The 13,603-nt window shown below is 45.5% G+C and carries 17 protein-coding genes; 13 read left to right on the top strand and 4 right to left on the bottom strand.

Features of this window, described 5'->3' with window-relative positions; genetic code table 11:
* Positions 1 to 8: 8 nt before the first annotated feature.
* Positions 9 to 455, bottom strand: coding sequence for a GNAT family N-acetyltransferase (locus tag C2747_RS06415; protein ID WP_251374711.1), 447 nt, complete (start codon positions 453 to 455; stop codon positions 9 to 11).
* 142 nt (positions 456 to 597) lie between these two features.
* Between C2747_RS06415 and C2747_RS06410 the strand changes: the two genes are divergently transcribed.
* Complete coding sequence (locus tag C2747_RS06410) at positions 598 to 1,179, top strand: hypothetical protein (RefSeq protein ID WP_251374710.1); 582 nt, start codon at positions 598 to 600, stop codon at positions 1,177 to 1,179.
* A gap of 99 nt (positions 1,180 to 1,278) precedes the next feature.
* Here the strand turns inward: C2747_RS06410 and C2747_RS06405 are convergent, their stop codons facing one another.
* Complete coding sequence (locus C2747_RS06405) at positions 1,279 to 2,103, bottom strand: ABC transporter substrate-binding protein (RefSeq protein ID WP_215330788.1); 825 nt, start codon at positions 2,101 to 2,103, stop codon at positions 1,279 to 1,281.
* 75 nt (positions 2,104 to 2,178) lie between these two features.
* Between C2747_RS06405 and C2747_RS06400 the strand changes: the two genes are divergently transcribed.
* The 7 genes from C2747_RS06400 to C2747_RS06370 all read left to right on the top strand — a co-directional run bounded on the left by C2747_RS06400 (position 2,179) and on the right by C2747_RS06370 (position 8,471).
* On the top strand, positions 2,179 to 3,204 hold the full coding sequence (locus C2747_RS06400; protein WP_215330787.1) for a substrate-binding domain-containing protein: 1,026 nt from the start codon (positions 2,179 to 2,181) through the stop codon (positions 3,202 to 3,204).
* A gap of 163 nt (positions 3,205 to 3,367) precedes the next feature.
* Positions 3,368 to 3,607: a FeoA family protein gene (locus C2747_RS06395; protein ID WP_215330786.1), complete on the top strand. Its 240-nt coding sequence runs from the start codon at positions 3,368 to 3,370 to the stop codon at positions 3,605 to 3,607.
* Positions 3,608 to 3,609: 2 nt separating this feature from the next.
* Positions 3,610 to 5,523, top strand: coding sequence for a ferrous iron transporter B (gene feoB / locus C2747_RS06390; protein ID WP_215330785.1), 1,914 nt, complete (start codon positions 3,610 to 3,612; stop codon positions 5,521 to 5,523).
* 27 nt (positions 5,524 to 5,550) lie between these two features.
* Positions 5,551 to 6,330, top strand: coding sequence for a hypothetical protein (locus C2747_RS06385; RefSeq protein WP_215330784.1), 780 nt, complete (start codon positions 5,551 to 5,553; stop codon positions 6,328 to 6,330).
* Between the two features lie 21 nt (positions 6,331 to 6,351).
* Entirely contained in the window at positions 6,352 to 6,621 is a 270-nt protein-coding gene (locus C2747_RS06380; protein WP_215330783.1) for a SemiSWEET transporter, read from the top strand.
* Positions 6,622 to 6,696: 75 nt separating this feature from the next.
* The gene (locus C2747_RS06375) at positions 6,697 to 7,389 is read left to right on the top strand and encodes a fumarylacetoacetate hydrolase family protein (RefSeq protein ID WP_215330782.1); all 693 of its coding nucleotides are present in this window, start codon (positions 6,697 to 6,699) and stop codon (positions 7,387 to 7,389) included.
* 35 nt (positions 7,390 to 7,424) lie between these two features.
* Positions 7,425 to 8,471: an alpha/beta fold hydrolase gene (locus tag C2747_RS06370; protein ID WP_251374709.1), complete on the top strand. Its 1,047-nt coding sequence runs from the start codon at positions 7,425 to 7,427 to the stop codon at positions 8,469 to 8,471.
* 31 nt (positions 8,472 to 8,502) lie between these two features.
* On the opposite strand, the gene C2747_RS06365 is transcribed toward C2747_RS06370, so the two are convergent.
* The gene (locus tag C2747_RS06365) at positions 8,503 to 9,276 is read right to left on the bottom strand and encodes an enoyl-CoA hydratase/isomerase family protein (RefSeq protein ID WP_215330781.1); all 774 of its coding nucleotides are present in this window, start codon (positions 9,274 to 9,276) and stop codon (positions 8,503 to 8,505) included.
* Positions 9,277 to 9,350: 74 nt separating this feature from the next.
* On the opposite strand from C2747_RS06365, the gene C2747_RS06360 reads away from it, so the two are divergent.
* The 5 genes from C2747_RS06360 to C2747_RS06340 all read left to right on the top strand — a co-directional run bounded on the left by C2747_RS06360 (position 9,351) and on the right by C2747_RS06340 (position 12,194).
* Complete coding sequence (locus tag C2747_RS06360; RefSeq protein ID WP_170216999.1) at positions 9,351 to 9,509, top strand: DUF5993 family protein; 159 nt, start codon at positions 9,351 to 9,353, stop codon at positions 9,507 to 9,509.
* Between the two features lie 5 nt (positions 9,510 to 9,514).
* A complete protein-coding gene (locus C2747_RS06355) occupies positions 9,515 to 10,078 on the top strand; it encodes a disulfide bond formation protein B (RefSeq protein WP_215330780.1) in 564 nt (187 codons plus the stop codon).
* Complete coding sequence (locus C2747_RS06350) at positions 10,038 to 11,066, top strand: Bug family tripartite tricarboxylate transporter substrate binding protein (protein ID WP_215330779.1); 1,029 nt, start codon at positions 10,038 to 10,040, stop codon at positions 11,064 to 11,066. Before C2747_RS06355 ends, C2747_RS06350 begins: the two co-directional genes overlap by 41 nt.
* 112 nt (positions 11,067 to 11,178) lie before the next feature.
* Positions 11,179 to 11,670, top strand: a complete 492-nt coding sequence (locus C2747_RS06345; protein ID WP_215330778.1) for a hypothetical protein — start codon at positions 11,179 to 11,181, stop codon at positions 11,668 to 11,670.
* Positions 11,671 to 11,705: 35 nt separating this feature from the next.
* On the top strand, positions 11,706 to 12,194 hold the full coding sequence (locus C2747_RS06340; protein ID WP_215330777.1) for a glycine zipper family protein: 489 nt from the start codon (positions 11,706 to 11,708) through the stop codon (positions 12,192 to 12,194).
* Between the two features lie 15 nt (positions 12,195 to 12,209).
* Here C2747_RS06340 and C2747_RS06335 read toward each other — a convergent pair whose 3' ends face one another.
* Positions 12,210 to 13,601, bottom strand: a complete 1,392-nt coding sequence (locus tag C2747_RS06335) for an MATE family efflux transporter (protein ID WP_215330776.1) — start codon at positions 13,599 to 13,601, stop codon at positions 12,210 to 12,212.
* Positions 13,602 to 13,603 lie beyond the last annotated feature (2 nt).

Here is a 13,603-nt window from a genome sequence, read left to right as displayed (position 1 = left end):
CAATGCTGTTAGATACGTAGAATCATATCGCGATGTGGGATGCCCGCTTCATCGTACACATCACCTTGTGCAATAAACCCAAATTGCTCGTAAAACGGGATCACTGTCACTTGGGCGTGTAACTCTATTTCTTTAATGCCCTGAGATTGGGAGGCTTTGAGTAGAGCCCCCAGTAATTGTTTGGCAACGCCTTGGCCTCGATACCCTAGCAATACTGCCATACGTCCAATTCTTCCAATATTCCCAGCTAGAGTAACTAGGCGAGCTGTACCAATACATTCTGAATCTGCATAGGCAAGCGCATGCCTGGCATCGAGGTCGAATTCATCGAGCTCCATCTCTTCTGGAACGCCTTGTTCCTCAATAAAGACCCGGCTTCGAATAGAGTAAGCATCTAGCTTGGCATCCTGCCAGGTTTTCATCAGGATTACGATAGGGGTCTGCGAATGAGCCATAAACGCTTCTAATGTAGCAAATTACACCCATTTAAGGTGTAAATATGATCTTTAAGACTTAAAAGTAACTCACTTCATGGTTAGAATGAATCGGTGGTGTCAGAGACCGACATCCCTTAAAACCCTTTATCTAGGAGTTATCTTGAAGAAATCTTTACTAACTACATTAGTTGCCTCACTCGGTTTGTTTGCTGCAAGCTCTGTATTTGCTCAGGCCCCCGCAAAGATGTTGCCTTTGGCAGCTGAAGCAGCTGTATTGACAGCCACTGTGGATTCCGTAGATGTGAAGAAACGCATCGTAGTGCTGAAAGACGCTAACGGTAACTTGGCTCAAATGAACGTAGCCAAGCAAGTCAATGATTTGGATAAAGTAAAGAAGGGTGATGTGTTTGTGGTTGAACACGCTCAAGCGATTGCGGTTGGTTTAGTTGCCGCCCCTAAAGATGCAAAACCTGGTGTGTCAGGCGTGCGTTCTGTTGTGATCGCTGGCAAAGGTTCAGCTAAGCCATTTGAAGAGACAACTGACACTGTTTATGCTACCGTCAAAATTACCACGATCGATGCAAAGACTCGTATTGTGACTTTCACATTGCCATCAGGCGAGAAGCAAAAAGTGAAAGTAGATCAAAGCGTTTTAGGTCTTGAGAAATTTAAGGCTGGTGATGACGTATTAGTTGAGTTCGTTGACGACACAGCAATTGGTTTCGTAACGCCAAAGAAGTAAGTGTTCAATATTCACTTCAGCATTAGTAAATGCTGAAGAACTAAAGTACAAGGCCCGCAATGCGGGCCTTGTGTCTTAACTGAAGTAATGTATTTGGCTCTACTGTTTCTTGGCATTCGGAAAGAAGAGTTGTTCGCCACCAATTTGATAGCTGGCAATCACGTCTTGACCATTTTTAGATGTAATCCAATCAATGAATTCTTGGCCTTCAGCTTTTTTTACATGTGGGAATTTAGCTGGGTTGACTAACATCACGCCATATTGATTAAATAGCTTTGGATCACCTTGAACTAGGATTGTTAAATCGCCACGGTTCTTAAATGAAAGCCAGGTAGCGCGATCAGCCAGGATATAGCCATTCATGGCTGAAGCCGTATTTAATGCTGGACCCATACCTGAGCCAGTTTCTTTGTACCAAGCACTCGGAGCCACCGTGATAGCGACATCTTTCCAGTAGCGCAATTCAGCCGCATGTGTACCACTCTTGTCACCACGCGATACGAATGGTGCCTGTGCTGTAGCGATCTTTTGAAATGCGACTTTGATGTCCTTGCCACCACCGATTTTGGCGGGATCTGATTTAGGTCCAATTAAAACAAAGTCGTTGTACATGACCTCAATACGTTTTGTGGCAAAGCCCTCAGCAACAAACTTTTCTTCAGCAGGCTTGTCATGAACAAACACCACATCAGCATCACCACGACGTCCAATGTCTAGAGCTTGACCAGTTCCAACGGCAACCACCTTGACATCAATACCTGTCTTCATTTTGAAGATTGGCAAAATATAGCCAAAAAGACCAGATTGCTCTGTGGAGGTGGTTGAGGAAAGGACAATATTTTTTTCTTGTGCATAAGCTGAGCTGCCTATAAGCATCAGAGCAGCAATTGTGCTTGCCAGTAATTGCTTTAATAAGAATGTCATTTAAATAGAGCTCCATTGGATGGGTTCGGTTAAGATTTGCTATATTACAAAACATCAATATGCAAAAAATTACATATGAGAATTCAGATCCGGCCAACCCTAGTTTTTGGAAGTAAAAATGCTAAAGATCCAGCTGTAGTCGATTTGGTATGGTTAACCGCCTTATTAAAGGATATTGATCACGGCAAAACGCTGATGTCTGCCTGTAAAAAAATGGGGCTTTCTTACAGAAATGTTTGGCAAAAACTGAATGATGTTGAGTTGGCTTTGGGATTTAAGCTGATGGACCGCGTGAGGGGGCATGGCTCTCAACTATCGGAATACGCAAGATACTTGATTCAATTTACCGAAGACTTCGATCAAAAGACCATACGATTGGGGCAATCTAGCCTCTCTCACCTAGAAGAAGGTTTTGCTCAGTTTAGAGTGAAGGCCAAAAAACAATGGCGCATTGCTAGTAGCAGTGATCCGATGATTCAAAAAGCGGTTTTAAATATTGGCGGCTTCGAACTCATCACTGCTGGATCGGGTGAGGCTGTGGAGCGTCTATTGAATTATGAAGTCGATATTGCTGGCTTCCATATTTCAGATTCACAAAGTTCCTTGATTATTTCTAAGCGACTGCAAAAAGAGGGGATGCAAATATTCCCCGTAATGAAGCGCGTACAAGGACTGTTAGTGGCTAAAGGAAATCCACTCAATATTATTTCTCCTAAAGATTTACTAAGACCGAAAATTCGCTTTATTAACCGCCAAAAAGGATCTGGCACACGTTTGCTTCTAGATACCATTTTGGCTAAGGAAGGCATTGATGCGCAGGGCATTAGGGGCTACGAAAATGAAGAGTTCACCCACTCCGCAATTGCTACAGCGATATTGGCTAAAAAAGCAGATGCTGGCATGGGTGTCAAAAGTATTGCATTGGAGAATGGGCTAGATTTCATTCAATTGAAAGACGAAATCTTCTTTCTTGCCATGAACAAGGACCTGAGCCTGAATACCGATTTCGCAAAACTGATTCGGAAAATTCGGTCTCTATCTAGCGTTAGTCCTGGCCATAAGTCGATTGGCCTGTTGAGGCAGATTTCCGGTTGGATATAAGTAACCCCCTTGATTTAGCTCATACTTGTAGTAAGTAAATATGCTTAAATCAGTGTTGAAGTAGTTTAAATCGTTGATTATGAGGCGCTAATGCCTTTTCAAGAGAATGATATTCATTCTCATGTAGGGATATAATCAATTTACATTAATACCTAATCCAGCCATGAATCTTGAGCAAATCCTTCCGGGCGTAAGAGCTCGCGTTTGCAGCATCGCCTCTATAGGCGATCAGCAGGAGGATGTTCGTGGCCAATTAGAGGATATTGGTTTCTTGCCAGGAGAGCAGGTAGAGGTTTTGCGCAAAGGATTGTTAGGGCAAGGCCCTATCTTAATTAGAGTTGGATCATCGATATTTGCCTTAAGAGAATCTGAAGCTCGAATGGTTGAGGTCAAAACTCTTTAATCATGTTTGAGGCGCGGATTCATTTCTTTCCAAAAGAGCCCTTAGTCGCATTATTGGGCAACCCAAATTGTGGAAAGACAGCATTATTCAATTTACTTACAGGTAGTCGCCAAAAGGTTGCCAATTACTCAGGTGTGACTGTTGAGAGAAAAGAGGGTCGCTTAACCCTTGAGTCTGACAAAGTGATCCGGATTTTGGATCTTCCGGGAGCCTACAGTTTGTATCCACGCTCTTTGGATGAGCGAATTACTTGTAATGTTCTTCATGGCAATGCTGAGGGAGAGAAGCGTCCTGACCTGGTGCTATGCATTTTGAATGCCATGAATCTCCGGCGTAACTTGCGTTTAGTGTTGTCTGCAAAACGATTGGGTCTGCCCTGTGTTGTTGTACTAAATATGGTGGACGTCGCAAAACGGCAAGGCCTGGTGGTAGATACAAGAGCTCTGTCTTTGGAGTTAGGTCTTCCTGTTGTCGCTACGGTTGGCATTCAGTCAAATGGCGCCGATGAGCTCAAACAATATTTGAGTGAACTTGATTGGAAAAACTCATCTGCATTCAGCGCGAGCAATATTGATGAGGGTGTACAAACTGCTGTTGATCACTCAATCCATACTGAGTCCGACAACGAACAAGTCCAACATATTTTACAAAATCTAGGCTTGGATCAAATTACTCCTGATCGTTTGAGTGATCACCTCGATTCCGTTCTGCTTCATCCGGTATTTGGCCCAATTATTTTAGCGACGGTACTATTCTTTATCTTCCAAGCTGTATTTAGCTGGGCAATCTTGCCTATGCAAGCTATTGAGGCTGGCGTTGATTTGATTTCCGCCTTATTGACTCAAGTGTTGCCGAATAATTGGCTACGCAGCTTATTGGTAGATGGCATTCTGGCTGGTGCCGGCGGTGTGCTGATTTTCTTGCCGCAGATTTTGATTCTGTATTTTTTTATTCTGGTTCTGGAAGAGTCAGGTTATTTACCTCGGGCGGCCTACTTATTGGATCGCTTGATGGGGCGGGTTGGTCTATCAGGCAGATCTTTTATTCCCCTATTGTCTAGTTTTGCTTGTGCGATTCCTGGAATTATGGCGACGCGCAGTATTTCAAATGCACGTGATCGCCTGGTGACAATCTTGATTGCGCCGATGATGACTTGTTCAGCACGCCTGCCTGTTTACGCTTTATTAATTTCTGCCTTCATTCCAGAGCGTAAATTATGGGCAGGTATGGATTTGCAGGGTCTAGTCCTATTTTTACTTTATGTTGCTGGTATTGCTGGTGCTATGGCTGTAGCATGGATTTTGAAGCGCTTTACTAGCGAAAAGTTTAAGCTCAACGCATTGATGATGGAGTTGCCAAGTTATCACTTGCCACGCCTAAGTAATTTATTAATTGGCTTATGGCAGCGCGCAGAGATTTTCTTACGTCGCGTTGGTGGAATTATTATGATGATGACCATCTGCCTCTGGGCACTCTCAAGCTTTCCTCTGCCACCAGAAAATGCGACAGGCTCACCTATTCAATACAGCATTGCTGGAATGATGGGGCAGGCTTTGGCGGTGGTATTCGAGCCAATTGGTTTTAATTGGCAGATCAGTATTGCTTTAGTCCCAGGGATGGCTGCACGTGAGGTGGTAGTGAGCTCCTTGGCCACCGTATATGCGCTATCAAGCTCTGGGGTTGACGCTGCAGATGCCTTAGCACCCCTCATCTCTAAGGGTTGGAGTTTAGCTACCGCCCTGTCTCTTTTGGCTTGGTTTGTTTTTGCTCCACAATGCCTTTCAACAATCGCTGCTGTCAAGAGAGAGACAGGCGGCTGGAAGATTCCAGTCATTATGCTAAGCTATCTCTTTGGTTTAGCCTATTTAGCAGCATTCATTACGTATAAAGTCGCAAGCTACTTTAGTCTCGCTTGATGCCTTAGATATTCCAGCCCAATACCTATGCTTATCCGATCTTTGCGATTATTTACCCTTCTTGCTGTATCAAGTCTTCTGCCCTTACTTTCTCATGCAGCGTTACAAGATGAGATTCAGGTGTATGACGATGCAATTAATGCAAAAGGGGAGTCCAGCCTAGAGCTTCACGTAAACAGTACGCCTCGAGGTATTCAAACATCATCTTATCCTGGTGAAGTCATGAGTAATAACGGAGTGCGTGTTACTCCAGAGTTTGCTTATGGCCTAGGCAATAATTTAGAAGCCGGCTTATATATCTCGTATGTGAACTACGATAGTAAATTCCAATATGCGGCTACTAAACTTCGCATGAAATGGTTGCCTTATCAAGAAGAGCATGGAGATGCTCTGTTTGCTGGTGTTAATGTTGAGATCTCCAATGTACAGCCCCAGTTTGATCAGTCGAGATACAACAGTGAGGCTCGTTTTATTGTCGGCAAGCATTTTGATGAGTGGCTGATTTCATTCAATCCTATCTTTGGCATGCCACTCTCTCAGCCCTACGTTCATCAGGCGCCGTATTTTTCTACTGCAACCCGTATTTCTAGAGAGGTTAGTCAAGACCTTGCGTTGGGTGTTGAGTACTACTCAAACCTGAATCAGATCAATCAACCTATTAAATATCAAAATACTGAACAGATGGGTTTTTTGATGATGTATTACGACGGCAAGCCAATTGCCTTTCAGGCGGGGGTAGGAAAGGGGTTTTCAAACAGCACAGACTCGCTGACATTAAAGGCCATCTTTTCAATTCCTTTGCCATAAATTGCCATTTCTCAATCCTGTATGAATATTTTCTCGTCTGAATTCATCGGCTACTGCGCTGCATTTTTAACCACGATTGCCTTTCTGCCTCAGGCTATTCAATCTTGGCGCACCCGAGATCTCTCTGGGATCTCGGTAGGGATGTATAGCTTGTTTACTGCTGGGGTAGGTTTGTGGCTTATCTATGGACTCATTATTGAGAAGTGGCCTTTGATTCTGGCCAATGCCTTGACCTTTGCCTTGGCCCTGAGCATTCTGGTGCTCAAGCTCCGCAGTAAGGGGCAGCAATGACATTGATGTAAGTAATGTCATAATTTATTCAAATCAGAGTTATTAAAAATTAGATATTCATCACAAAGGTCATTCATGAGCACTACATACGTTATTGATCCACCCATCGTTCCATCACTACCTGTAGTGGGCGATACCCGCCGTTTTGCTGTAAATCGCATCTATTGCGTTGGGCGTAACTATGCTGATCATGCTCGTGAGATGGGCCATGATCCTGATCGTGAGCCGCCATTCTTTTTTATGAAGCCAGCTAACTCGATCGTTACCGATGGCAAAGATATGCAATATCCAAACCTATCAAATGATGTTCATCATGAGATTGAGATGGTTGTCGCAATTGGTAAGGGCGGTGCTAACATTTCTGCGGATACAGCACTAGAACATGTTTATGGTTACGGAGTTGGTTTGGATATGACTCGCCGTGACTTACAAGGCGAAGCCAAAAAAATGGGTCGCCCTTGGGACACCGGTAAAGCATTTAATCAATCCGCTCCCTGTGCGGCGCTGACACCTGCAACTCAGTTTGGTCATCCTACCAAAGGCACAGTCAAGCTCTTGGTGAATGGTGAAGTGCGCCAAGAGGGTGACTTGAACCAATTGATTTGGAATATTCCCGACACCATCGCGTATCTCTCTACTTTATTTACGCTGGAGCCAGGCGATTTGATTATGTCCGGCACACCTGCAGGCGTGGGCCCTGTGAAAAAAGGTGATGTACTTGAGGGATCAGTTGAAGGTTTAAGCCCTCTGAAAATCAAGATCGTTTAAATAGCTTAATAGCTACAAGAGACAAAGGGATGGAGATGAAAATAAAGACACTGGCAATCGCTTTGGTGATGTGTGTGAGCGGAGTCTTCCTCTCGGGCTGTACATCGGTTGATCAGCCTAAAGCGGAGGCTCCACCACCTAGTCGCTATGCCAACGCAAGCTCCTTAGATTTGCGCCTCAGTGCTTGGCCTTATCCCTATCCCACTAAAGAATTTAAAACCTCCCTTCAGGGTCAACCTGCCACCATGGTTTATATGGATGTGTCTGCAGTTGGTGCGCAGAAGGGTGTAGTGGTTTTATTTCATGGGAAGAATTTCTCAAGCGATTATTGGGCGCCTACGATCAAAGGATTGACTGCGGCAGGCTATCGAGTCATTGCTCCGGATCAGATTGGCTTTGGTAAATCTTCCAAGCCAGATGTTGCATATCACTCCGATGATCTTGCCCAGAACACACAAGCCCTGTTGAAATCGCTTGGTATAACTAAGACCTCAGTGATCGCCAATTCGATGGGTGGCATGGTGGGTATTCGGTATGCGCGCCTTTATCCCAAAACTGTCCAGAAACTAGTCCTAGAAAACCCATTGGGTCTTGAGGACTACAGTAAAGACATTCCGCCACAAACAAATGACAATCTACTCAAGTTAGAAATGGCACAAACAGAAACCAGTTATCGCCGTTTCTTGCAGTCTTATTTTCCAGTATGGCAGCCGAGCTTTGAGCAGTTTGTAGAGGTATATGTCCGGATTCAAAAAGGGCCTGACTACCCAGCCTATGCAAAGACCTCAGTGTTAACTTATCAGATGATTGCTGAAAAGCCAGTAGTCGGTGACTTGCCTCAATTGAAGATGCCGGTATTGTTAGTCATTGGCCAGAAAGACAGAACCGTATTTGGTCGACGCTTTGCTCCGCCTGAAGCAGTCAAGTCTTTGGGTAATTATCCTGAGCTAGGTCGCAAAGCGGCGCAGGCGATTCCGAATGCTAAGTTAGTGCCTTTGGACAATGTCGGACATATCCCCCACATTGAAACGCCGGATATTTTTGTTCAGACAGTAGTGGATTTCTTAAACACAAAATCCTAAATCAGGCGGTCATCGATAGGGTGACTGATCCTTACTTACCAAGCCACTGAGGCGGGCGTCCTTCAAGGAAGGCATTGACTCCTTCTTTGAAGTCGACGCTGTTGTAAGTCTCCCGCATAAGTTCAGTGCAATCCGGTAAGTTGCTCTCCATCAAGCGCGCCAAAGTGACTTTGCTCGCCTTTTGTGTAATGGGTGCGAGTGCTACTAATTTACTAGCCAAGACTTCAGTGAGATCTGTAATGGCATCAGGGGTGGTGGTTTGATAGAGGTAGCTTGAGTTGAGTAACTCGGGCGCTTTAATCAGCTCTGCACTTAGTAACATGCGTTTAACCATTGGTACGCCTAAGTGATAAGCAATCCAAGATAGATTGCCGGGCGATAGGCAGTTACCCAATGTCTTTGCGATTGGAATACCAAAGCGCGCATCATCGGTCGATATTCTGAAATCACATGCAGTGGCAATCAGTAGCCCACTACCCACCGCCAATCCCTCGATGAGTGCAATAGTCGGAATAGGTAAATGCTGAAGAGACTGAAAAATAGCATCTACCGCAACTTCATAGGCCTCATCTTTTTTGAGATCTACAAATTGCTGTATATCGCTGCCCGATACAAAGGCTTTATCACCGACACCTCTAAAAATAGCTACCCTGATCTGTGGCGTATTGGTTATCGCATCACAAATTCGCTGGAGTTCTTCATACATGGGCCACGTCAAGGCATTGCGTACAGCAGGATTATTGAAGGTGATACGGGCAATAGACCCATCCAGCTCTAGGTCAATACAAGGTGGGGTGGATTTCATAAGCCCATTCTATACAAAAGACCCTTTGAGGCGTTTGTTTTTGAGTCTGGGTCGACCTGAGATAGAATTCATTCATGTATATGTTTCTACCTTTCCTGACAGCCTTTATCGGTCTTGTCCTTGTGTGGTTTGAGAAACGTCTGGCAGGCCTATTTGTACTTGCTATTACCGTCGGCATTTTGATGTTCTGGTTTCGTATTCATGCCAACAATCATCTCAATCTCAACTTCTAAAGAAAATGAGTAAGCAATCTTTTTCTTCTTTGGCAGGTCTTGGTAATCAGCTGGCTTTAGCTGCGATTATTGGCATGTTGTCTTATGCCTTTGTCGACCAACTGTATTTCGGTGAGTTGCCATGCCCACTCTGTCTTATGCAGCGTATGGGTTTTGTGATTATCGGTTTTGTACTAGTGCTGAATATTCGTTGTGGAGCACATTCTGCTCACTATGGCTGGGGCATCATCGGTGGCTTGGTGGGCATGACGGTTTCATTGCGTCAAGTGCTCTTGCATGTGTTGCCAGGAGATAAAGGATTTGGCGCAACCTTTCTAGAGTTGCACTTCTACACCTGGGCCTTTGTGGCTTATCTTGGCCTCATTGCGGGACTCGCGATTCTATTAATGTTACCTAACCGAGACGTGCGCTCGCGTTCGCTGTTTGCCAATACATTAATCATTCTATTTATTGTTTTAGTCTTTGCTAACTTAGCTTCCACTCTGTTGGAATGCGGCATTGGCCCTTGCGTTGATGATCCCCTTAAATATGAGGGATGGATTTGGTTACGCACGCGTTTTGGTTTTTAAGTCGGCTTACGTGAAGTATCTTGCAGCTCTGCTGCTTTGCTTAGGCCTTACTAGCCCTGCCAAATCCCAAACAATCAAAACCGATACTGCTTGGCCAAAACAAGCTATCAAAATTGTAGTGACCTTTACTCCCGGCGGGGCGCCCGACATTTTGGCGCGGGTACTGGCTGAGAGTTGGCAGAAAAGTCTAGGTGTACCAGTGCTCGTGGAAAATCGACCTGGTTATGGCGGTAATATTGGTGCTGACCTCGTTGCAAAGAGTGAGCCAGATGGCTACACACTCCTGATCGGCACGGTGGGCATCCATGCGATCAACAACGCCCTTTACGACAAGCTGTCTTTTCATCCGATCAATGATTTCACGCCCATCAGTTTTTTGGCGAGCACACCCAATGTGTTGGTAGTGAATAAGAAGTTGGGCGTCAACAATCTTCATGAACTCATTGAGCTTGCCAAAGCTAAACCGAATGAGCTTACTTTTGGCTCCTCTGGTGTCGGCACTTCATTGCATATGTCTGGTGAACTCTTTAAAGAAGTGACTGGCGTGCAGATTCGTCACATTCCCTACAAAGGTCGAGCTCAATCCTTACCCGATCTCCTCAGTGGACGTATTTCTATGCTGTTTGACAATCTGTCTTCATCTCTGCCTTTAATTAAGGCAGGAGAGGTTCAGGCTTTAGCGGTAACTACCCTAAAACGCTCACCAGCAGCTCCAGAGATTCCGACCATGGCAGAGCAAGGTTTACCGGGATTTGAGGCTACATCGTGGTTCTCACTCATGGCTCCCGCAAATCTACCCCCAGCCCTGCAAAAGCGTTTAAATACCTTGACTCGCCAAACCCTCAATCAGACCGAAGTTAAAAATAAGCTTCGCGCTAGTGGTTTGGAACCAGCGCCAGGAGGTCCCCAAGAGCTCAATAAGCTGATTCAGTCCGAGACTAATAAATGGGGTAGGGTTATTTACAAATCAGGCGCAAAATTAGAGTAGTAGCTCAATACGACAAAGTAATAAATATCTTAATAAAAGCCCAATTCCTGTCAGCCTAGATTTGGATGAAGCGTTAAAGATAGTAGAAGGCAAGCAATTCAAAGGGTCCACTATGAAAACAGCTCAACTGCAACACCCATTTAGCATCTCGAAGATGATGCTAGCGCTCCTCACGGCAGCGGGATTATTAGCGCTTGCACCACTACCGGCTCAGGCAGGTAATGTCGGTTGGGCGGTCTCTGTTGGTGGTGGTTATGGCGGTGGCCATGGTGGCGGTTGGCGTCCAGCAGCATATGGACCTGGTTATGGTGGCGGATGGGGTCCAGGCTGGCGTGGCGGATATTACGGCCCTGGCTATGGTTACCCTTATGCTGGTGCTTACTATGCGCCACCCGTAGTTTATGCAGCGCCTCCAGTAGTGAGCTATGCGGCTCCTCAGCAGCCTATGGTTTTAGCTTCCCAGCCTCAAGCGCCAGTTTGGTATTACTGTGAGGCGAGTGAGCAATATTTCCCATACGTGCAAAGTTGTGCGTCAGGTTGGCAGACTCAGCCTGCGATGCCGCCATCTGGCAACGCATCTACCAGGCAGTACAGACAAAATTAACCAATTAACTAATTGACTCAATTTAGGAAATAAATATGAAGCGTGCTGTACTGACTTTGGTCATCATTAGCTCTTTAGCCTCTTTAGCTGCTTGTGTCTCTGCGCCCACTGGCCCAACCATCGCGATCATGCCGCGTGAAGGCAAACCTTTTGACGTGTTTCAGCAGGACGATCAGCAGTGTCGTGAGTTTGCCGCAAATGCGATTAAAGATACTAGCAATGCTGCCTTAAAAGAAGGTGCAACTAGTGCTGCGATTGGCGCTGCTATCGGCGCGGCAGCGGGTGCCGTGATTCAGGGTGGCAGTAGTCAGAACATTGGCACTGGTGCTGGCATCGGCTTGCTCGGTGGTGCAGCTATGGGTGCCATGAATTCTTCAGGCAAACAAAATCAGGCACAGGCGCAATACAACATCGCTTATCAGCAGTGCATGTACTCCAAAGGTAATCAGGTGCCAAGTTATCCATCGCAGGGAGGTGGTACTAACTACAAACCTCCAAGCAGTGGATTTAAACCCATTCAGTAAAACAATTTACTGTAATTAAACCTCAACCGGCGGATGCGTTTTCTCAAAGCGTGCCGCCGTTCTTCTAAAGAGGTAGAGCAATAAGAGCGCAGCTAATCCTAAGCTCATACTATTACCAGCCCAAAAGCCACTAGCGCCCCGTAAAAACTCCGGAGTATTGCCAAATACATTAAAGCCCATTAAATATCCACCGCCTAAGCCTACACCCCAAAGTGAGCCTGCATAAATCAGCATAGGCCAAAAGGCAATACGATAGGCACGTAGAATAAAAGCCGCAGTCACTTGCAGAGCATCAAAGAGTTGGTAAAAAGCAATAAACAAAAAGAGCGGAATCGAGAATGCCTTCACCTCTTCCGGTGGGTCGTAAAGATCTAGCAATTGCACTCTAAAAATCCACACCATCACACCAATAAAAACACACAAGGTCGTTGTGAAGAAAACCGACGACCAGCCAATTTCTTCTGCACGTTCTTGTTTATTTGCACCAATCGATTGGGATACTAAGGTCATGGTGGCGATCGACAGGGACAAAGGCACCATATAAATCACCGTTCCCATATTGGCCACAATTTGATGACCAGCTAAAGCAGTCGTGCCAAGGCGCGCAATAAAGAGCGACATAAAGGTGAAGGAGGTCACCTCAATTAAATAGCTAAAGCCAATGGGTGCGCCCAATTTTAGAAGAGTCCAAATACGATGCCAGTCAGGCCAACTAAAGCGTACAAAGATTTTGAATGGCTTATAGAAGCTATCAAACAGTACAAAGCTCAGAGTGATGATGAGCCAAAACCAGTTGATGATGACAGTGGCTACTGCGCAACCTGGACCACCCATACCTTCAATACCAAAGCCGCCATAAATAAATAAGAGATTGAGTGGTAACTTTAAGCCCAAACCAATCAGTTGCACTACGGTAATGACGGTTGGTCTTGAAACAGCATTGTGAAGTGCCATCAGTACGCGCATTGCCATGCTGGCAGGCAAACCAATTGCCAGGATGTTCAGATAGAGCCTAGCTTTGCCCTCAATGTCTGGGGTTACCTGAGAGATTTTCAGAAAGTGATCTGCATTGAGCAAGATTGTAGTACCCAATAAGGTGAGGCCAAGAGCGAGCCAGGTGGCTTGACGTACCTCTTCACCAATCTCACCAAAACGCTTAGCGCCAAAGAGTTGTCCAGCAATTGGGGCGAGGGCAGAGATCACGCCAGTCAGGCCAACGTAGATGCTGATAAAGATAGCTGAAGCCATCGCCAAAGCAGCTAAGTCATTGGCAGAATAGCGCGCAGTCATAGCAGTATCTAAAACACCAAAGGTAATCACTGCTAGCTGACCAATCAGTAGTGGGCCAGCGAGTTTTAGAAGGGAGGGGATATCCTCGCGCAAATGCGATAATTTAAAGTGCAACACGT

This window comes from Polynucleobacter corsicus, assembly GCF_018688255.1.
Classification (GTDB): domain Bacteria; phylum Pseudomonadota; class Gammaproteobacteria; order Burkholderiales; family Burkholderiaceae; genus Polynucleobacter; species Polynucleobacter corsicus.
This window is presented reverse-complemented; position numbering and strand designations above follow the sequence as displayed.

Excerpts from the sequence above, each read along its gene's own strand:
- C2747_RS06415 (WP_251374711.1), bottom strand. The coding sequence starts at position 455 with ATGGCTCATTCGCAGACCCCTATCGTAATCCTGATGAAAACCTGGCAG.
- C2747_RS06405 (WP_215330788.1), bottom strand. The coding sequence starts at position 2,103 with ATGACATTCTTATTAAAGCAATTACTGGCAAGCACAATTGCTGCTCTG.
- C2747_RS06400 (WP_215330787.1), top strand. The coding sequence starts at position 2,179 with ATGAGAATTCAGATCCGGCCAACCCTAGTTTTTGGAAGTAAAAATGCT.
- C2747_RS06395 (WP_215330786.1), top strand. The coding sequence starts at position 3,368 with ATGAATCTTGAGCAAATCCTTCCGGGCGTAAGAGCTCGCGTTTGCAGC.
- feoB (WP_215330785.1), top strand. The coding sequence starts at position 3,610 with ATGTTTGAGGCGCGGATTCATTTCTTTCCAAAAGAGCCCTTAGTCGCA.
- C2747_RS06385 (WP_215330784.1), top strand. The coding sequence starts at position 5,551 with ATGCTTATCCGATCTTTGCGATTATTTACCCTTCTTGCTGTATCAAGT.
- C2747_RS06380 (WP_215330783.1), top strand. The coding sequence starts at position 6,352 with ATGAATATTTTCTCGTCTGAATTCATCGGCTACTGCGCTGCATTTTTA.
- C2747_RS06375 (WP_215330782.1), top strand. The coding sequence starts at position 6,697 with ATGAGCACTACATACGTTATTGATCCACCCATCGTTCCATCACTACCT.
- C2747_RS06370 (WP_251374709.1), top strand. The coding sequence starts at position 7,425 with ATGAAAATAAAGACACTGGCAATCGCTTTGGTGATGTGTGTGAGCGGA.
- C2747_RS06365 (WP_215330781.1), bottom strand. The coding sequence starts at position 9,276 with ATGAAATCCACCCCACCTTGTATTGACCTAGAGCTGGATGGGTCTATT.
- C2747_RS06360 (WP_170216999.1), top strand. The coding sequence starts at position 9,351 with ATGTATATGTTTCTACCTTTCCTGACAGCCTTTATCGGTCTTGTCCTT.
- C2747_RS06355 (WP_215330780.1), top strand. The coding sequence starts at position 9,515 with ATGAGTAAGCAATCTTTTTCTTCTTTGGCAGGTCTTGGTAATCAGCTG.
- C2747_RS06350 (WP_215330779.1), top strand. The coding sequence starts at position 10,038 with ATGAGGGATGGATTTGGTTACGCACGCGTTTTGGTTTTTAAGTCGGCT.
- C2747_RS06345 (WP_215330778.1), top strand. The coding sequence starts at position 11,179 with ATGAAAACAGCTCAACTGCAACACCCATTTAGCATCTCGAAGATGATG.
- C2747_RS06340 (WP_215330777.1), top strand. The coding sequence starts at position 11,706 with ATGAAGCGTGCTGTACTGACTTTGGTCATCATTAGCTCTTTAGCCTCT.